Source organism: Pantoea rwandensis (assembly GCF_000759475.1).
Taxonomy (GTDB): domain Bacteria; phylum Pseudomonadota; class Gammaproteobacteria; order Enterobacterales; family Enterobacteriaceae; genus Pantoea; species Pantoea rwandensis_B.
In genome coordinates this window covers 2,253,469-2,272,093 of the sequence record NZ_CP009454.1, presented here as the reverse complement: position 1 = coordinate 2,272,093, position 18,625 = coordinate 2,253,469, and the positions used below count along the sequence as shown (strand labels likewise).

The following is an 18,625-nucleotide window of genomic DNA, read 5'->3' as shown; positions in this document are numbered from 1 at the left end:
GGCCGGCCTGAAAGCCGCAGCATATAACGCCAGGAGCGCAGCATGACACCCGAATCGGTTATGGTCATCGGCCAGGAAGCAATGCGAATTGCCCTGATGCTCGCCGCCCCGCTGTTGCTGGCGGCACTGGTCAGCGGTCTGATCATCAGCCTGTTACAGGCGGCCACGCAGGTCAACGAACAGACACTCTCCTTTATTCCTAAGATCCTTGCCGTTGCCGCCACCGCGGTGATTGCCGGCCCGTGGATGCTGAACCTGATACTGGATTACATGCGTAATCTGTTGACCAACTTGCCTTATATCATCGGCTGATGATTAATCTCGATAGCAGCCAGCTGGTCCATTGGGTCGCTCAATTTTTCTGGCCGATGGTGCGTTTGCTGGCACTCTTCGCCAGTGCGCCGGTGCTGAGTGAGAAATCCATTCCCAAGCGCGTGAAAGTGGGCCTCGCAGTTTTGACGACCTGGATCGTCATTCCTGTGTTGCCCCCGGTTGAAGTCACGTTATTTACCCCCGCCGGTTTTTGGATCCTGTTACAGCAATTATTGATTGGTGTAGGGATTGGCCTGACGATGCAACTGGCGTTTGCCGCGGTGCGTATGGCCGGTGAAGTCGTGGGTTTACAGATGGGCTTATCCTTTGCCACCTTCTTTGATCCTGGCAGCCGCCTTAACATGCCGGTGCTGGCGCGTTTTCTCGATATGCTGGCGATGCTGCTGTTTCTGACCTTCAACGGACACCTGTGGCTGATTTCGCTGCTGGTGGACAGTTTTCATACCCTGCCGATTAACGATCACCCCCTCAACGCCAATGCTTTTATGGCGCTGGTGAAGTCCGCCGGGTTAATTTTCCTTAATGGGATGATGTTAGCGCTACCCTTAATTGTTTTATTGCTCACGCTAAACATGGCACTAGGTTTGTTAAACCGTGTTTCACCACAACTGTCGGTTTTCGCGATTGGCTTTCCGATTACCTTAACGGTGGGGATCCTCAGTCTGGGTATGATGATGCCGCTGCTCGCCCCCTTCTGCGAACATCTCTTCGGCGAAGTCTTTGATTTACTCGCGCAGTTTGTCTCAGAACTCTCCCGCGCACGATAATTAACGATTCTGTAGAAGTTCTTATGCGATAGTTAAGTATTCAAAATCAATCTGCGCATTTTTCGAACCATATTTCTCAGAAATCAACTGAGGTTATTCTGATAAATGCGCATTTCAGGTGAAAATTATTCTTATTAAACGGCGCTTCGCGTATTTTAGTCAGACGATTCCTAAGGCGATAAACCTTGTGAATTGGTTGAATAAATGCTCAAAGGGCTGTTTTTAAACAAAAAAAATTTTACAGCGATTTTTCTTGTCTAAATCCCTTTTTTCCGGCATTGTCAACACTCGCTGAAACGTCACACTTTCGCGATTCAAATGTTTTTAAGAATTGTCCTATCAGATTTGTCTGTGACTTGCGCGATAGTGACAGGGCTCTCAAAAACAGAGCGAATTACACACTTAATGCAAACTCCCGGCGATTCCCACTATCGCGGGGACAAGAGTGACGTGGAAGTAACACAAAAAACTTCGCAGAAGGGTTCAGGGATAGAGTCATGATGGCGCACGGATATCATTCGCCAATCTGCCGAGCAGAATAAAAAAGTGTCTTTGGAAATCTCTCTCGTACCGCAAACGCGTATTCATCGTTGATTTAAACGGATAACAAATTGGTGAGGGTCGCTATAATGCCAACGATTATTATGGATTCATGTAACTACACACGCCTGGGATTATCAGACTATATGTCGGCCAAAGGAGTTAAAAAGAAAAATATTACTCCGGTCTCTGATATTGAACAATTGCAACAAAGATGTGAACAGCTTAAACCTGGTGTCGTCTTTATTAATGAAGAATGTTTTATTCATGAAGCTGATTCCAGCGATCGTATTCGCGCCATTATTATGCAGCATCCAGATACGCTATTTTTTATCTTTATGGCGATCTCGAACATCCATTTTGAGGAATACCTCTACGTTCGTAAGAACTTGATTATTACATCAAAATCGGTGAAAACTTCGACTCTGGACTCACTGCTTGGCACTTACCTGCAAAAGAAACTCAGCGCAACCCCGCGTATTTCAGCAGGCCTGGATATTCACCCACTGACATTAAGTCAGACTGAGTCAAATATGCTGAAAATGTGGATGTCAGGTCATGACACCATTCAAATTTCAGACAAGATGCAAATTAAAGCCAAAACGGTATCGTCACACAAAGGTAATATAAAACGCAAAATTAAGACACATAATAAACAGGTTATTTATCATGTGGTGCGACTGACCGATAACGTGACCTCCGGTATTTATGTCAACGTGCGATAGTCCTGCATGTGAACAGTTTGAGTAAATAGCCGTAGCCGACAAAGGGCCAATCCGCAGATTGGCCCTTTGTCGTTTTGCCTGGATCTGCGAGCCAGGTCTCACTTCGCCCCCTAATCCTTTGGCCTGAACTGCCGATGCTTGTTCTCAGAACACCTACCCAAAATGAGAGCAAGGATATGAAAACAGCATCGATTGATGAGCAATATAAGCTCAGCATCTGGCAGAACCTGCGCCTGATGCCTCTTTTCAGCATGATCTTTGGTGGCATTCTGCTGCTTTTTGCCCTGTGTATCGGCCTCGCCAGCTATTTCTTAATCCAGAGTAATAATTCCCTCAACGATGCGACGGATGAAATTCAAATCCGTATGGGCATCTCTAATAGCTCGAACCATCTGCGTACCGCTCGCCTGAACGTGCTGCAATCCGGCGCCGCTGCCCGTATTGGGGAAATGGACGGCTATCGTGCCGATCTGGCGCGCACCGAGACCCGCATCAAGCAAGCGCGTGACGGTTTTAAAACTTATATGGACCGCAAGGCGAAAACGCCAGAAGATATCGCGCTGGATGCGCCACTCACCGCGGCATTCAATGACTATATCGATAAGGGATTGAAGCCGATGATTGAGTCGGCTAAGCAAGGCAGCTTCGAAGGGATCGTGGCGCAGGAAACCGACGTGACACGCAAGTTGGATGATGCGTATAACGCGGTATTACTGAAAGCGATAAAAATTCGTACTGACCGTGCCGAAGCGATCAACGCGGAAGCCGCGCACCAGTCCCGCGTCGGCTTTATTGCCATGGCTGTGGCCTTTGCTGCTGCTCTGGTATTGGTGCTCCTCACCTTCGTCTTCCTGCGTCGTGTGGTGATCAGCCCACTGCGTCAGTCGGTTGAGCGCATCGGGCGCATTGCTCAGGGCGATCTGACCGCACCGGAACAAGCGTATGGCCGTAGCGAGATCGGCAGCCTGTTGCATAATCTGCAACTGATGCAGGCCGCACTGGTGCGTACTGTCGGCACCGTCCGCGAAGGCGCCGTTGCGATCTATCAAGGATCAAGCGAGATTTCCGCCGGTAACACCGATTTGTCCTCACGCACTGAAGAGCAGGCTTCTGCGCTGGAGCAAACTGCTGCCAGCATGGAACAGCTCACCGCGACCGTGAAGCAAAATGCGGAGAACGCCCACCATGCCAGTCAACTGGCTGCGGATGCTTCCGGCAAAGCCCGTAGCGGTGGCGAGTTGGTGCATGGCGTAGTGAAAACCATGAACAATATCTCTGGCAGCTCGAAGAAAATTGCTGAGATCACCAACGTCATTAACAGTATCGCCTTCCAGACCAATATCCTGGCGCTGAACGCAGCGGTAGAAGCAGCGCGTGCTGGTGAGCAAGGGCGTGGTTTCGCTGTCGTGGCGAGCGAAGTGCGCAATCTGGCCCAGCGCAGTGCCCAGGCCGCGAAAGAGATTGAATCGCTGATTGCCGAGTCGGTTGACCTGATTAATAACGGTTCACATCAGGTGGGTGAAGCCGGCTCGACCATGGGTGAGATCGTCGAGGCGGTGCGTCGCGTGACCGATATTATGTCGGAGATTGCCGCCGCCTCCGATGAGCAGAGCCGGGGCATTCAGCAGGTGAGCCTGGCGGTTACCGAGATGGACAACGTGACCCAGCAGAACGCCTCGCTGGTGGAAGAAGCCTCTTCAGCGGCAGCCTCGCTGGAAGATCAGGCGGGCCGTCTGACGCAGGCCGTTGCAGCATTTAAACTTAACGATTCGCCCGCATCGCGGGTGATGGCACCTTCATCAGCCACCCTGAAGTCCCCTACGCTGACACCGCGTCCAGCATTGGCAGCGGCGAACAGCAATGACAACTGGGAAACGTTCTAAACCCTTACGCCGTCATTGATGGCAGGGGTTGATACACAACAGGTGCACCTTATGTGCACCTGATTTTTTACGCAGTCTTAAGCTTCCTCGTAGGGCTCAACAAACACCCCTTCCGCATGGTCGCTTTCATTAAAGAACCAAATCCCCAGCGGATAATCCTCCAGCGCCACCAGATACATGGTCCCTTCGTTAAAGCCTTCAACTGCCAGTACCGTACCCACGCGACGTGGGCCGCCATCGGTTTTTACCGTTACGCGGTCATTCACCTGCATTGATTACTCTCCAGATATTGTCCTGAATACAGTGTAACGGAAGAAAATGGCGGCTGCCTGATCCGGATCAGCGTCGGGCGATTACCCAAACTGCATGCACAATGCCCGGGATGTAACCACACAACGTGAGCAGGATATTCAGCCAGAAGGCGCCGCCAAAGCCCACCTGCAGAAATACCCCCAGCGGTGGCAGTAAAATCGCAATTACAATTCGAATAAAATCCATACTAACTCCCTGATATCACTTATTTATCGTCAAGCTCTAAGCATAGCCGCTGATTCGATTAATGAGATGACAGGTGGGTAAAGTTCTGTCAGAACGCGGCTTTTCACTTTCTTAACAGTACGCAGAGAGACTTCTGACGCGGGCAGCCCGTACACTTCTTCGTACTGCACCAACCCCAAAGGCGCAGTCAACCTAAAAGTAACAAGGATTTTTGCCCGCGCAGCGCGGGCTTTTTTTTGCCTGAAATCCGCCCTTTCCTGCCCATTCTCCCCGTTGTCTATACTGATAAAGAATCTCATCGCCTCTGGGAGGCCGACTATGACAACCGCAAAAGAGTACAGTGACAACGTGCAGCGCGAAGTGAACATTGACGTTGAAGCATTGCTGGAAGCGATTCAGAAGAAAACCTCAGGCGAGGTTAAAGAGTTCATGGAAGCGGAACACGCTCACCGGGTGAAAGTGAATGGTGAAGCCTATGACTCTTATATCGAACTGGCTGAGGCATTTGAACTCGATATCCGTGACTTCTCGATCACTGAAGTTAACCGTTGAAATCGATTTCATAAAAAAAATACCCGGCGGGATGGCCGGGTAAAATAATTCAGTAAATTCGTTACACCAGGAAATTCTTAACACCTGACTCAGACTACGCTTTAGTCAACACAAGACAAGTCCCAATCTTGCGTGTAAAACGAACAAAAAAGCATGACCTTCCCCATTTGTTACCGAAAACACCGTGTGCCTACTGTGTTTCTTTTATGCGCAATGTGTGCACGTCCCTAATCGTCACCCTGTTGATTTAAGATTTATCCTGGAAGTTGACGTGAACCACTCGCATAAAAGTGTGATCGTCATAACGCTATTATACTGATTACTCTCTGCTTTACGGACGCGCCTGGCGTAAGGAGTGTGTTGATGCTTAGACTTAACTCGTCGCTGATGATTGTGACCGATCTCGATGGCTCGCTGTTAGATCATCATGATTACAACTGGGATGCCGCCAGTGAATGGTTGCAGCGCCTCAAACAGCAGGCGATTCCCGTGGTGTTTTGTTCCAGTAAAACGGCCGCTGAAATGATCCCCTTACAGAAACGCCTGGGTCTTTCCGGTACCCCTTTCATCGCTGAAAACGGGGCGTTTATCGCTTTTAATGGCGAGCAGATTGCAGCGGAGGAACCGGGCGAAAACTATCTTGCGCTGTGCCGCTCATTGAAAACACTGCAACCCACCTTCCGTTTCACCGGTTTTCACGACTTCAGTGATGCGGACGTGGCCCGCTTCACCGGATTAACCCTGGCCGAAGCCAGCCAGAGCCGCTTGCGCGATGCTTCAGAAGTCATACTTTGGCGCGATGATGGCGAAAAGCTGGATGATTTTCGCGCGGCGCTGGCGGAACACAACCTGACGCTCACCCAGGGAGGACGATTCTGGCATGTGATGCCAGCGGGCTGCGGTAAAGGCATTGCACTGCATCAGCTCCAGCAGCATATCGAACAACGTACCGGGGAGAAGCGCACCACCATCGGCCTCGGCGATGGCCCCAATGATGTGCCGATGCTGGAGCAGGTGGATTATGCCGTGGTGATTAAAGGATTCAGTAAAACTCCGGTGATCCTCTCACGGCGCGATCAACAGAATGTCTATCACACCGCGCATGTCGGCCCGCAGGGCTGGCGTGAAGGGCTGGACTATTTTCTCGCGCAACCCGAATAACCCTCTGACCTAAGGATGAGAAAATGAGTGATTTTTACCAAAATGGTGTCATTACTAACTTTCATAATCTCACCCAACGCAGCGTTGAATCGCTGGAAAAAGAGATGGTACGTTTCGCGCGCAAACGCAAAATGGGGCTGATTCTGCCCTCCCTGTTCTCAGAACTGGAGGGTCCGGCGCTGGATAACATCGTCAATGAGCTGGCTAAAGTGCCTTATCTGGATGAGATTGTGATTGGCCTCGACCGTGCTGACCGCGACCAGTTTCTCTTTGCTCGTGAGTTCTTTTCTCGTTTACCACAACGCCATCGCATCCTGTGGAATGATGGCCCGCGATTGAAAGCGCTGGATGCTGAACTGGATAAAGAAGGGTTGTCGCCGAGCCAGCCGGGCAAAGGGCGTAACGTGTGGTTCTGCACTGGGTATACGCTGGCCTCGGATCGCACTCAGTGCGTGGCGCTGCATGACTGCGATATCGTCACCTATGAGCGCAGCATGCTGGCGCGCTTACTCTACCCGCTCGCCAACCCCTCGTTTCAATACGAATTTTGTAAAGGGTTTTACGCACGTGTTGCGGACGGCAAGCTCAATGGCCGCGTAGGTCGCTTGCTGGTAGGCCCGTTGCTGCGTTCGCTACAAAAAGTGTATGGCCATTCTGAGTATCTGGATTACCTCACCAGCTTCCGCTACCCACTTTCCGGCGAATTCGCCATGCGCACCCATGTGCTGAACGGCATCAAAATTCCTGGCGACTGGGGGCTGGAAATTGGCGTGCTATCGGAGATTTACCGCAACTACACCACGCGACAAACCTGTCAGGTGGAGATTGCCAATAACTACGATCACAAACATCAGCCGCTGGCAGAAGAAGATGGCACCGGCGGCCTGAAACGTATGAGCAATGATATTGTGCAATCGTTGCTGCGTAAGCTGGCGACCATGGGCGTGCCGCTCACCAGTGATTCGTTCCGCGTGCTCAAAGCCACTTATTATCGCAACGCGCTGGATATGATGGAGATTTACAACCACGAAGCGACAATGAATGGCCTAAAGTTTGATCAGCATATTGAGGAAGCGGCGGTCGAGATGTTCACTCAGGCGATACTCGATGCCGGACAATCCTTTATTGAGCGGCCTAATGAGAAACCTTTCATTCCCAGCTGGAGCCGCGTGCAATCGGCTTTCCCGGATATCCTGCAGCGGATTTATCAGGCAGTGGAAGAGGATAACGAAGGCAAAGTTTAATCTTCTGCTACCACGCGGTTGCGACCGCCGGTTTTCGCCAGATACAGGCGGCGATCGGCGGTGGCTTGCAGGCTCTCCACATGATAATCGCCCTGCTCTTCGCTGCCGGTCACGCCGGCAGACAGGGTAATGTTGAAAGTCGAATTACAATTGACCAGAATGGTTTTTGCCGCTAAACGCGTGCGGATTCGCTCAGCGACGGCAATCGCATCCGCCAGCGTGGTTTCCGGCAGCACGATGCAAAACTCCTCCCCACCAATACGACCCGCCACATCATATTTGCGCAGCGTATGGCTAATCACACCTGCCACTCTGATCAACGCCTGATCGCCCGCCGCATGGCCCCAGGTATCGTTCACTTTCTTGAAGTGATCGACATCCAGCTGAATCACCGCAAGCGGCGTTTGCTGCTGCTGACTGTGGGCAGAGATCGCGACAAACTGTTCAAAAAACGCATTACGATTGAGTAGTCGCGTCATACCGTCGTAGTTGGCGCGCCAGGTGAGTTTGGCGGAAAGATCGTCCATACGACGTACCAGACGAATAATGACCTGATGCGCCACCAGCAGCAGCAGAACAAACAGCAGCCACATGCTGAGTAAGAAGAGTGAAACGCGGCCCAGCTCCTGTGACATCCCCTGCCTCAGGCTCTGAATATTAACGATATACGCGTCCACATTCTTTAATTTGCTCCAACTGGCAAACTGAGTGCCAAGGCGCATGACACCACCGGGCAGTTGCCGGATTCGGCTCTCCAGACGCGCCTGCTGTTCAGGCGTCAGCGGCTCATCGTTGGGTGCATGCAAGCGGGTGATTTCTTTCAGCGAGCGGTCCACTATCAGCAGCTTGCCTTGCAGCAAGCTGTGTCGTGCTTCGGCCATCAACGCATGGATGCGTGACTGGGTGAAATCCATCGACAGTACACCGTACCAGTAGCCATGACTGACGATCGGCGTGCTTACCGTCATCATCAGCCCTTCGTTGAATTCCCCCTGATAGGCTTCCGTCCAGCGCAACCGGGCATGTAATGGATTATTGGGTGCCTGGTCGCGAAAATAGGGACGCTGCGTCATGGTGCTATAACTCTCTTCCAGCTCTTGCGGGCTTTGCGGCGGACGTGAGCTGATGAAGAAACCGGCGCGCGAGATATACCAAAAGCGTGAGTGAAAGTCCTGAGCGGGGTCGCTGAACTGCATGATAAAGCTGAATTCCATTGCAGCGCGCAGTTCTGCAATCAATTGATCGTTTTTTCGCAGCAGCAAGGGATCACGCGCCAGCCAACTGTCACTCACCCCATTGAGCGGCATACTGCGCAGGCTGGCCAACTTTAATTGCCAGGTGGTTTGCTGGCGCAGTTGCTCAAAGCGGGTAATCGCTTCGCGCGTTTGGCTCGAATCGAGCGGATGCATCAACGCATAGTTGAGCATTTTCTCGTAAAACATCAGCTCATCGATACTTTCCTGAAACTGACTGTCGAGGTTTTTCTGGATTTCAGCCAACTGTGCGCGCTGACGTGCTTCATAGTTATTTTTCAGTTCAATCGCTTCATGCACGGTGAGAAAAGCAGAGAACAAAAAGACCGCCAGAAAGCAGAGATGCACCGGTAAAAAAGGATTACCAGTGCGTGGCGTCAAAGGCGTAGTGGGCATGGGCGACAGTTATTCGGTAAAGGGCGGATGCGAAAAGTGTAGTCAGCAGGAGAAAAGTCGTACAGGCAGGGATCAAAGGAAAATCAAATAGGTAAAAAACGCAACGGGACGGCATCACCGTCCCGCACACGCTTAGCTAGCCAGCTGGCGCGCTCCGGATAAGTGACTCAGTTCGTCACTACGGAACGCCTCACGGCGCACGCTGTAGCCATCATACCAACGACACTCTACCATTCCGCTGGCATAGCCGGTCACCACCATTGTGGGTCCGCCCTCTTTATGCTGAACTTCGTCACTGATCGCAAAGGTCATACCGCGCCCTCCCTTTTTCCGTTGAATGAACGAATAAAGTTATAGCAGCTGAACCCCATTTGTGCCTATAGGATAATGTTATTACTGCGACGAAATCGGAATAAGCAGTGTAAAATGTTGTTTATAAAAAAAGCCGATAAAAATTATTATCGGCTTTGAATGCTTTCCCGGGTGGGAAAATCAGATTTTGCAACCTTCACAGTCTGCTTCATCACTGATATCAGCCGGGACTTCATTGGCTTTTTCAGCTGCTTTCGCTTCAGCCTGTTCCAGCTGCGCATCGATATCAAATTCAAACATATCGTCGTTCATCATCGTTCTCCTGACCCGTGATTGATAAATTCCTGCGCTTTATACCGATTTACCGCGCACTTTCGCAACCAGATTTACCGCCAACAGCACGATCGACCCAATGATAAATCCGAGTACCAGATTGGCACCGTTGCTCAGCAAGGCGGAGATAACGCCATGGAAGCCGCTGCTGTACTCACTGATGGCATGATGTAACGGGGCAATACCGTGCACAATGATGCCGCCACCGACCAGAAACATCGCTACCGTACCCACCACCGATAACACCTTCATCAGCCAGGGCGCCAGGGCTAACAGCGCACTGCCGATCGCCTGCGCCAGCGTGGAGGATTTTTCCCGCAGCCAGTACCCGAGGTCGTCGATTTTCACGATCATCGCCACGATGCCGTAAACGCCAATCGTGACCAGAATCGCGATCCCCGCCAGAATCAGTACCTGATTCAGCAGCGGTGCTTCAGAGACAATCCCTAAGGTAATCGCCACAATTTCCGCTGAAAGAATAAAATCGGTGCGTACAGCGCCTTTCACTTTATCTTTTTCGAACTGGCGCGGATCCTGCTGCGCCAGCTTGTCCAGACGCTGTTGACGTGCCTCCGGACTGCTTTCAGCTTTATCGTGATTCAGGCTATGCAGCACCTTTTCCACGCCTTCATAGCAAAGGTAAGCGCCGCCCAGCATCAACAGCGGTGTAATAAGCCAGGGCGCAAACGCCGAGATAATCAGCGCCAGCGGTACCAGGATTAATTTATTGAGAAAAGAGCCTTTCGCTACGCTCCAGACCACGGGTAATTCACGGTTGGCTTTTACACCGGTGACCTGCTGAGCATTGAGTGAGAGATCATCCCCCAATACGCCAGCGGTCTTCTTTGCCGCGACCTTGCCCATCACTGAAATATCATCAAGCAGCGTTGCAATGTCATCCAGAAGCGTGAGTAAACTGGTTCCTGCCAAAATAGTTATCCTTATTCCGTTTTGTGATCCTGACAACAGGGGCATCGCTCAACCGCCGTCACTGACATATCAGCGATGCCCGCACAGTCCCATTCGACGCGAAGTGTTTGCCCGGCAAGATCGCCAGTGTGCACATATTTGCTCACCGGACTTTCCGTCATTCCGCTGATCTCCTCGGTGGCCACCAGTTGCTCGCCCAAATAAATGCGTGCCGTTGCGTGGGTGTTCACCATCCGTTCATCACGGAGTTGATACAGGCGTTTGACCGTCAGTTTGATACTGCTCATGGCTCGATTCCGCGTCCCAGAGAAAGAGAAGATCTAAACCGTTATGGCGGCTAAAAGCAACAATCACACGCTATTCAACGCGATAGTGATGCAAGCCTTGATGATCGATTTCGCCACTGTGCATAGCGGCCAGCAGCCACTCTTCCAGTCGTTCAATCAGCGCCTCATCTTCAAGGCGCAATTTACCGCGCAGCGCGCATTCCCAGACAATCAGCACTTTCCAGCCGCTTTGTTGTAATTGGCCGATATAACGGCGGTCACGTTCAACATTGCTGTTAATTTTGCCATTCCAGAACTCGGTGCGCGTCGCAGGCATCTTGAATAAATAGCAGTGATGACGATGCCAGAAACAGCCATGGACAAAGATAATCGCTCGTTCCTGTGGCAGGACAAAGTCAGGCCGACCCGGCAACGCTTTATCCTGCACACGATAGCTAAAGCCACGATCTTTTAAAATCAACGCGATACGCTGCTCTATCGCCGTGTCCTGATTGCGAATGGCGCGCATATTTTTGCTGCGAATGGCTTGCGAGTGGACGTCGACCATGGCGTCTCCTTTTTAATGAGGCTCTTTCAACTTTAGCGGTTTGGCGTAAAAGCGAAAGGCACGCGCAACAAGTGTGTGAAGGCGCGAGGAGTGATAGCATAGCGGCTTCACTGTTAAGGAAAAACGCATGCTTGCTATCGATCCCGCCGCGACGGTTTCACCCCCCTCATTTTCTGCCCCTTCGGATGACGCCACATCGCTGTTATTGCAGGTTCTCGATATCTATGCCGCACGCGATGTGGTGCACACCTTAACCGAAGCGGGGGGATGCGACTGGAGCGTGCCGCGTCTGAATCGCATTCGTCAGGGCAAAAGCAGCGTGCCTGCGCTTTCCAGCCGTGAAGTCAGCAGCCTGCAAGCGTTACTGCCTTCGCGCCCTGCACATTACGCCGCGCCTAAATTTCAATTTGTCGACCTGTTTGCCGGTATCGGTGGGATTCGTCGCGGCTTTGAACAGATTGGCGGCCAGTGCGTGTTCACCAGTGAATGGAATAAAGAAGCGGTACGCACGTATAAAGCCAATCACTATAGCGATCCGCAACGACACCAGTTCAACAGTGATATCCGATTAGTGACGCAGCCCGCAGGACTCGCTGACGAGCAGGCGATTTATCAGCACATCGACCAAACCATCCCGGACCATCAGGTGCTACTGGCGGGCTTTCCCTGCCAGCCGTTTTCACTGGCCGGCGTCAGCAAAAAAAATGCGTTAGGCCGTGCACACGGTTTCGAGTGTGAAGCACAAGGCACCTTGTTCTTTGATGTGGCGCGGATTTTGGCTGCCAAAAAGCCACCGTTCTTCGTATTGGAGAATGTGAAAAACCTCAAGAGCCACGACAAAGGACGCACCTTTGCCATCATCATGGCGACGCTGGACGAACTCGGATACGACGTTGCCGATGCCGCCGACAGCGCGACACCGGATGCAAAAGTGGTAGATGCGCGCCATTTTCTGCCGCAACATCGCGAACGTATTTTGCTGGTGGGTATTCGTCGTGACACCGGATTGAGCGACGGCTTTTCACTGCGCGCGCTCTCTCAACACTATCCGCAGCAGGTACCCACGCTGCAGAGTTTGCTTGAGCCGACACCGGACGCGAAGTACACCTTGTCACCGACACTGTGGAACTATCTCTATCAATACGCCAAAAAGCACAAGGCCAAAGGTAATGGCTTCGGCTTTGGTCTTAACGATCCCCGTAATCCCAACGTATGCGTACGCACCCTGTCAGCGCGCTACTACAAAGACGGTTCTGAAATCCTGATTGATCGCGGCTGGGATCAGGCGCAAGGTGAAGCGGATTTCCAGCACGCCAGCAATATGGCCCTGCGTCCGCGTCGGTTAACACCGCGCGAATGCGCCCGACTGATGGGTTTTGAGGCGCCGGGGCAAAGCCAGTTCCGTATTCCGGTCTCGGATACCCAGGCTTATAAGCAATTTGGCAACTCCGTGGTGGTGCCGGTTTTTGCTGCTGTGGCAAAGCTACTTTCGCCACTTATCGAACAGCATCTTAGCCAAAACGCTTAGCGCCACAGGGCCATAATTTCCTTTAGGGACGCGCATTATGCTGTTTTGCGCTGAATCGCGTCCGCTGTCACCGAACTGTCACGCCCGCTCCCAATACTCCTTTTTATTTTTGGGGGCGTTAGATGTCACTCCTTTCTGTAATCTCGTTACCGCTGCGTTTACGTACTCGTCTTACCTGGCGTATGCCGCTTTGGCTGACCAGCCTGCGCAGCCAGTTTTTGCTGTTTATCGTGCTGTTTTGTTTACTGCAGTTCGCGGGCGTACTGCTGCTCAGTAATCACGTTAATCAGACGCAAATTTCACTCCAGCAAGCCAATCAACTGCGGGAAAGATTGGCCCTGCTGGATAAAGCACGTATCGAGTTGCTCACCGCCAGTGATAACAGCCACCGTGCCGGTATCTATTTAATGCAGGATCAGCAAAGCGGCTCAGTCGATAGCTGGAAAAGTCTGGCGGCCGCCTCTGATGATTCGTTAAAAAAAGCCCAAGCACTGTTCACCGCCTACCATGCTAAAGCGGACAGCCCGCTGGCTCAGGGCTTTGCAATGTTAGCGGAAGGTTTGCAAGAGCAGTTGAAAGGGTTAGCGGCCAATGACATCAATGCCTTCTTTATGGTGCCGATGCAGGCATTCCAGCAGCAGTTTAACGATGCCTGGTTCAGCGAGATTGAACAAGCCAACCATCAGTTGAGCAGCGTGAATCAAAATACCCTCAGTACGCTAAAGCAGAGTCGCAATATGTCGCTGATCGTTAGTGCCATTTTGATGGCGCTACTGGTGCTGGCCTCCAGCCTGCTGATGCGCGGCGTGCTATTGCCGCTACGACGCGCCAACCGACAGCTGGAACAGATTGCCACAGGTGACCTGGTACCGAGCCATGACACGCCGCGTCGCCAGTGCCTGGAGACGCGCCAGCTGTTTCAGTCGATCGAGTCGATGCGCTTCGGTCTGCAGCAGATTGTCAGTGACATTAATACTGTTGCGGTCAGCGTGGCGGCCGGTGCAGAAGATATGCAGCAGCATAACGAACAAGTCATGCAACAACATCAGGCGCAGAATGCCAGCTTCCACCATTTGTCACAGCGTTTACATCGCGTGTCTGAAGAGGTCGAAATTGGTGCGCAGTTCTCGCAGCAGGCCACACAGGAGGCGCAGTCAGCCGATGCCCTGATGCGCAACTGCGCCACGGAAGTCGACAATATGGAACTCAAAATGCAGCAGATCGTTACAGCTTCGGGTGATATCGCCGGAATTGTCGGCATGCTGGATAGCCTGTCGATGCAAACCCGTTTGCTGTCGTTGAATGCCGCGATTGAATCCGCCCACGCCGGTTCGTACGGTCGCAGTTTCTCCGTCGTCGCCAAAGAGATGGGACTGCTGTCGCAAAAGAGTGGTGAATCAACGCGTCAGATTGATGGTTTAATTCAGCACACCCAGCAGCATGTGAATGATGGTTTTGACAAAGTGAAAGCGCTGGAAGTGTTGTTTACACAAATCAGCGGCGCGGTGTCGGGAGTCGTAACGCAACTCGATGAGTTGCAGCAAAATAGCACCGCGCAAAGTCACCGCGTCAGTAAAATTGCGCACGAAGTGGTGGAGATGAGTAATCAGCTACAGCAAAACGAAGCGCTCAACGCCCATCAGGTCAATTCGGCTACACAATTGCGTGAACTCTCTGATCGCCTCGCCCAGCGGGCACAGCAATTCCGCGTCGATGCCGCTTGAGTACAAAGATAAAAAAACCCGTCAATGACGGGTTTTTTATATCGCTTATTTTTTCTTTTTGCCTTTCTTCAGCAGTGCACGTACCTGCTTCAGTTCAGACGCGGAGAGCTGTTCAGCGACCGCTTCTTCGGTATTCAGACTATCGACGGCCGGTTGCTCAACCGCATGTAAACTGGCCTGCAGGCGGTTAACGATCTCCTGACTCATGGAGATTTGGTTATCGGCGGCTAACTGTTTGATGTGCTCTTTCAGAGCCGGGTCAATTTTAATGGTTAAGTTAACGGTCTCGGTCATCTTCATACTCCCTTTTGATTTACAACAACGTAGCGGAAGAAGATGAAAGTTAACAGACTGTCATAAAAATTTAATATTAAGAGTGTATAGGGCTGAAATCCCTTAATACAGACTCATCAATGCTGGTGAGATTGCCCTGCAATTCCGCGCACAGCTTAGCCATATAGTGCACCAGGAAATCCGCATTATGCTCCGCCAGCAGGCGCCCCGCTTCGGTTTGCATGGTTTCGGGCAAGCGTAAAAGTTTCTTCTGGAAGTGGTCCAACGTCCATTTCACATCGTCTAATTCACGTTCTTTTCCTAATGGATCTTCACTGTCAAACAGCGGACGGCCCAACGCCCCGGCCGTGTAGAAAACGCGTGCGAGGCCGATAGCACCTAAAGACTCGAGGCGATCGGCATCCTGAACAATTTTTGCTTCCAATGTCAGTGGCGTGATGCGTGCGCTGAAACTGTGCGCCTGGACAGCATGGGCGACACCCTCGAGCAATTCCTGTGGGAAGTCCGGAAAGTCCTGCTGCAAAATTCGGCGTGTCTCTTCAGCCGCATAGGTGGAAGCCAGATGGCGCTCTGGATGGTTTTTGGGAAGGTTAACCACGTCATGGAAGTAACAGGCGGTGAGGACCACCATAGGATCGGCTGCACTGTGCTGCATGATGCGCGTGGCGCTCATCCAGACACGACGCAGGTGCGCGATATCATGGGCTTTATCATCGTGCAGCCAGTTTTGCTGCAGCCAGTTCTCGTAGCGTTGTTGCCAGCGGGTGAGTGACATCGTGCTTCTCCTTATTGCTGTTATAAAAGCACCGCCAATTCAGGGTGCTGCTCCTGGGGACATCATAGCGGTCTGGTCGTGACACTTTTTTTACATCCTTCCTGGATGTGCAAAGCGTAAAAATGCGATCCCGATCTTGTTATAGCGCTGTTAATGTCGCTTTCCCAGCGGAGATCACGTTTTAGGCATTTCCTTAGCGTCATTGCAGTTAAATAACTCTGTTAAACAGGCGTAATCTATTTCCACCATCAACAGTATTCACGCTTTTGAATTATTCCAGTTAATGATGCTAACTATCACAAGGTAAAAGCGATAAACGCTCACGGGAAAATCTGAAAAGATTCCCATGCAGGCCGTTATAACGTACTGTATAGGGGATATTTCTGGTTTTCTCTCGCCTGAGAAGGCATTTCCAGCATGTATTTTGCTTAAGCGCCATTTTTAAAACCGGAATATGCAGGAATAGCCTGATACTGAGGCGACAAATTATTAAGCAAATTGATTCAAACCCATTATGCTAACTCTCACATCTGCTGATGCGGGTGATTCGTCGAAGTTTTCCGGGTGAGTAACACTACATGAGGTACGTAATGAAAGAACGGCCGATTCTTTTTTCCGAACAGCGGGTCCGCGCCCTGCTGGTTGGCCAGCAGACGCAAACCCGGCGCATTATGAAAACCCAGGCTTTTGGCCCAGGCCAGGATCATCACGAAGGCGTGCATGCATTTGACGTTAGCGCCAACCATTTGCATGGCTATAAATTGATGTCGATGGCAGATGTCAGCTCGCACTGCCCGTTTGGCCAGGCAGGTGACCGATTGTGGGTGCGTGAAACCTGGCGCGGCCCCATCGTGCCAGAAGAGCAACTCGCCGAATATGAACGCGATCCACTGCCGTTCCGTAGCCCGGCTTTCTGTCAGTATCGTTCCGACAGCAATGAACTGGGTCAGTTGGATGACGATGTGGAGCACGCCGAGCAGTTTGGCTGGCAAACGGCGATTCATATGCCGCGCTGGGCCAGCCGTATTGATTTGGCGATTACCTCGGTACGTGCTGAAAAGATTCAGGACATCAGTGAAGATGACATCATGGCTGAAGGCGTACAAACAGATACGCACTTCCTGAATAACTTCTTCACGATGAACATGAACGCAGAATCGCCGAAAGAAGCCTATCGTAAAGCGTGGCAGAAGCAGTATGGCGCCACCAGTTGGGAAGTGAACCCGTGGGTATGGGTGATCGAGTTTCAACGCGTTGATCGCGAGAGTTAACTGTCTTCAGCCCTCACCCGCCTGGGTGAGGGCAATTTTCCTGCTTTGCCATCTTAATCACAGAAAAAACCTGCAGTAACTGATTGAATACACGGCTTTGATTCCGCGCTGGCATTTTCTTTTTTGTCGCGCCAGGATAACCCTTTCCGCCCTGCAGAGTGAGTCGCGCGATGTTCAAATGGCCATGGAATGCGCAGGTAGATACAACCGTCACGGCACTTCCCTGGCAACAGGCGCTGGCGCAACCGATCTTCTCGCTGCTGACGACTGAAGAGCAAAGCGTCCTGACCACGCTTGCCCAACGCTTTCTGCAACAAAAAAAAATCTCGCTGTTGAATGGACTGCAACTCGACGAACGACAGCTGGCACGCCTTGCCTTGCTGTTTTGCCTGCCCGTGTTGAAGCTCGGTCTGGAGTGGCTGGATGGCTTTCATGAAGTGTTAATTTATCCCGAGCCCTTCAATGTTGACGACCGTTGGGAAGACAGCAGCGGCTTAGTCCACCAGGCACCTGCAGTGCATGCTGGTCAAAGCTGGACACAAGGTCCGGTGGTGTTAAATGCCCTGGATATTCAGGACTCTTTCGACCTTTCCGGCTACAACCTCGTCATCCATGAAATCGCGCATAAACTCGATGCACGCGGCAGCGGCTATACCAGCGGTATTCCCGCCATTGCCTTACGAGATGTCGCCCAATGGGAGAAGGACTTGCTACAGGCGATGGAAGAGATTGAGGCGGAAGTGGAATTGGTGGGTGAACAGGCGGCGACTATCGATCCCTACGCTGCCAGCGATCCTGCCGAATGCTTTGCAGTGCTGTCGGAATACTTTTTCAGCGCCCCTGATTTACTGGCGGATCGCTTCCCTGCGATGTATCGCCACTTACAACTGTTTTATCGTCAGGACCCGATGGCGCGTCTTTCAGCAGGTTCTGATTAAATCGCGATCGCTTTGTACTATTGCTAGCCAGTTGAATGCAAATGTATTTCTAGCTGTTGACACATTCAGGAGGTGCCATTAATATGCGCCTCGTTCACACGATTCCTCTGTAGTTCAGTCGGTAGAACGGCGGACTGTTAATCCGTATGTCACTGGTTCGAGTCCAGTCAGAGGAGCCATATTTAGAGAAGCCCGCTCAGGGAAACCTGAGCGGGCTTTTTGCTGTTAATCACACGGTTGCTCCCTCGTCTCTGGCACACTGACTTCGACATCACTCACCAGACTTTGCGCGCTTAAGGTTCATTTATTGAGCCTTTCATAGCGTGATTTGAAT

General features: G+C 51.6%; 21 protein-coding genes and 1 tRNA gene. 12 read left to right on the top strand and 10 right to left on the bottom strand.

Annotated features, from left to right (window positions below):
* The first annotated feature begins 42 nt into the window (after window positions 1-42).
* The 4 genes from fliQ to LH22_RS10325 all read left to right on the top strand — a co-directional run bounded on the left by fliQ (window position 43) and on the right by LH22_RS10325 (window position 4,248).
* Window positions 43-312, top strand: a complete 270-nt coding sequence (gene fliQ, locus LH22_RS10340; RefSeq protein ID WP_034824451.1) for a flagellar biosynthesis protein FliQ — start codon at window positions 43-45, stop codon at window positions 310-312.
* Window positions 312-1,100, top strand: a complete 789-nt coding sequence (fliR, locus tag LH22_RS10335) for a flagellar biosynthetic protein FliR (protein ID WP_038646333.1) — start codon at window positions 312-314, stop codon at window positions 1,098-1,100. The genes fliQ and fliR overlap by 1 nt, the downstream gene beginning before the upstream one ends.
* Before the next feature lie 629 nt (window positions 1,101-1,729).
* Window positions 1,730-2,365 carry a transcriptional regulator RcsA gene (rcsA, locus tag LH22_RS10330; RefSeq protein ID WP_038646331.1) on the top strand — a complete coding sequence of 212 codons (636 nt, stop codon included), beginning with the start codon at window positions 1,730-1,732 and terminating at the stop codon, window positions 2,363-2,365.
* A gap of 176 nt (window positions 2,366-2,541) precedes the next feature.
* On the top strand, window positions 2,542-4,248 hold the full coding sequence (locus tag LH22_RS10325; RefSeq protein ID WP_038646329.1) for a methyl-accepting chemotaxis protein: 1,707 nt from the start codon (window positions 2,542-2,544) through the stop codon (window positions 4,246-4,248).
* A gap of 77 nt (window positions 4,249-4,325) precedes the next feature.
* Here the strand turns inward: LH22_RS10325 and dsrB are convergent, their stop codons facing one another.
* On the bottom strand, window positions 4,326-4,520 hold the full coding sequence (gene dsrB / locus LH22_RS10320) for a protein DsrB (protein ID WP_034824463.1): 195 nt from the start codon (window positions 4,518-4,520) through the stop codon (window positions 4,326-4,328).
* 67 nt (window positions 4,521-4,587) lie between these two features.
* The gene (locus tag LH22_RS20195) at window positions 4,588-4,746 is read right to left on the bottom strand and encodes a YqaE/Pmp3 family membrane protein (protein ID WP_034824466.1); all 159 of its coding nucleotides are present in this window, start codon (window positions 4,744-4,746) and stop codon (window positions 4,588-4,590) included.
* 318 nt (window positions 4,747-5,064) lie between these two features.
* On the opposite strand from LH22_RS20195, the gene yodD reads away from it, so the two are divergent.
* The 3 genes from yodD to LH22_RS10295 all read left to right on the top strand — a co-directional run bounded on the left by yodD (window position 5,065) and on the right by LH22_RS10295 (window position 7,703).
* Window positions 5,065-5,298: a YodD family peroxide/acid resistance protein gene (gene yodD / locus LH22_RS10305; RefSeq protein ID WP_038646324.1), complete on the top strand. Its 234-nt coding sequence runs from the start codon at window positions 5,065-5,067 to the stop codon at window positions 5,296-5,298.
* A 363-nt stretch (window positions 5,299-5,661) separates the two neighbouring features.
* Window positions 5,662-6,459 (top strand): mannosyl-3-phosphoglycerate phosphatase-related protein, encoded by a 798-nt coding sequence (locus LH22_RS10300; protein ID WP_038646322.1) that lies wholly within the window; start codon window positions 5,662-5,664, stop codon window positions 6,457-6,459.
* Between the two features lie 23 nt (window positions 6,460-6,482).
* Window positions 6,483-7,703: a glycosyl transferase gene (locus LH22_RS10295; protein WP_038646319.1), complete on the top strand. Its 1,221-nt coding sequence runs from the start codon at window positions 6,483-6,485 to the stop codon at window positions 7,701-7,703.
* Here the strand turns inward: LH22_RS10295 and dgcQ are convergent.
* From dgcQ to LH22_RS10270, 6 genes are all read right to left on the bottom strand, one after another.
* Window positions 7,700-9,352 carry a cellulose biosynthesis regulator diguanylate cyclase DgcQ gene (gene dgcQ, locus LH22_RS10290; protein ID WP_038646318.1) on the bottom strand — a complete coding sequence of 551 codons (1,653 nt, stop codon included), beginning with the start codon at window positions 9,350-9,352 and terminating at the stop codon, window positions 7,700-7,702. The two genes, LH22_RS10295 and dgcQ, sit on opposite strands and share 4 nt — an antisense overlap.
* A 132-nt stretch (window positions 9,353-9,484) precedes the next feature.
* Complete coding sequence (locus LH22_RS10285; protein ID WP_034824498.1) at window positions 9,485-9,664, bottom strand: YodC family protein; 180 nt, start codon at window positions 9,662-9,664, stop codon at window positions 9,485-9,487.
* A gap of 180 nt (window positions 9,665-9,844) precedes the next feature.
* On the bottom strand, window positions 9,845-9,979 hold the full coding sequence (locus LH22_RS20975; protein WP_255253243.1) for a hypothetical protein: 135 nt from the start codon (window positions 9,977-9,979) through the stop codon (window positions 9,845-9,847).
* 36 nt (window positions 9,980-10,015) lie between these two features.
* Window positions 10,016-10,927, bottom strand: a complete 912-nt coding sequence (locus LH22_RS10280) for a DUF808 domain-containing protein (protein WP_038646314.1) — start codon at window positions 10,925-10,927, stop codon at window positions 10,016-10,018.
* Window positions 10,928-10,938: 11 nt separating this feature from the next.
* Window positions 10,939-11,214, bottom strand: a complete 276-nt coding sequence (locus tag LH22_RS10275; RefSeq protein WP_038646311.1) for a hypothetical protein — start codon at window positions 11,212-11,214, stop codon at window positions 10,939-10,941.
* Window positions 11,215-11,284: 70 nt separating this feature from the next.
* The gene (locus LH22_RS10270; RefSeq protein WP_038646309.1) at window positions 11,285-11,761 is read right to left on the bottom strand and encodes a very short patch repair endonuclease; all 477 of its coding nucleotides are present in this window, start codon (window positions 11,759-11,761) and stop codon (window positions 11,285-11,287) included.
* 127 nt (window positions 11,762-11,888) lie between these two features.
* On the opposite strand from LH22_RS10270, the gene dcm reads away from it, so the two are divergent.
* Both dcm and LH22_RS10260 read left to right on the top strand, forming a co-directional pair.
* Entirely contained in the window at window positions 11,889-13,289 is a 1,401-nt protein-coding gene (gene dcm / locus LH22_RS10265) for a DNA (cytosine-5-)-methyltransferase (protein ID WP_038646307.1), read from the top strand.
* Between the two features lie 122 nt (window positions 13,290-13,411).
* Window positions 13,412-15,013: a methyl-accepting chemotaxis protein gene (locus LH22_RS10260; protein ID WP_038646305.1), complete on the top strand. Its 1,602-nt coding sequence runs from the start codon at window positions 13,412-13,414 to the stop codon at window positions 15,011-15,013.
* A gap of 45 nt (window positions 15,014-15,058) precedes the next feature.
* Here LH22_RS10260 and LH22_RS10255 read toward each other — a convergent pair whose 3' ends face one another.
* Both LH22_RS10255 and LH22_RS10250 read right to left on the bottom strand, forming a co-directional pair.
* Window positions 15,059-15,307 carry a hypothetical protein gene (locus tag LH22_RS10255; protein WP_034824521.1) on the bottom strand — a complete coding sequence of 83 codons (249 nt, stop codon included), beginning with the start codon at window positions 15,305-15,307 and terminating at the stop codon, window positions 15,059-15,061.
* Between the two features lie 76 nt (window positions 15,308-15,383).
* Window positions 15,384-16,082: a phosphohydrolase gene (locus tag LH22_RS10250; protein ID WP_038646302.1), complete on the bottom strand. Its 699-nt coding sequence runs from the start codon at window positions 16,080-16,082 to the stop codon at window positions 15,384-15,386.
* 590 nt (window positions 16,083-16,672) lie between these two features.
* On the opposite strand from LH22_RS10250, the gene LH22_RS10245 reads away from it, so the two are divergent.
* From LH22_RS10245 to LH22_RS10235, 3 genes are all read left to right on the top strand, one after another.
* The gene (locus tag LH22_RS10245; RefSeq protein ID WP_038646300.1) at window positions 16,673-17,353 is read left to right on the top strand and encodes a hypothetical protein; all 681 of its coding nucleotides are present in this window, start codon (window positions 16,673-16,675) and stop codon (window positions 17,351-17,353) included.
* 170 nt (window positions 17,354-17,523) lie between these two features.
* The gene (gene mtfA, locus LH22_RS10240) at window positions 17,524-18,291 is read left to right on the top strand and encodes a DgsA anti-repressor MtfA (protein WP_038646298.1); all 768 of its coding nucleotides are present in this window, start codon (window positions 17,524-17,526) and stop codon (window positions 18,289-18,291) included.
* Window positions 18,292-18,394: 103 nt separating this feature from the next.
* A tRNA-Asn gene (locus LH22_RS10235) sits at window positions 18,395-18,470 on the top strand.
* The last annotated feature ends 155 nt before the right edge of the window (window positions 18,471-18,625 follow it).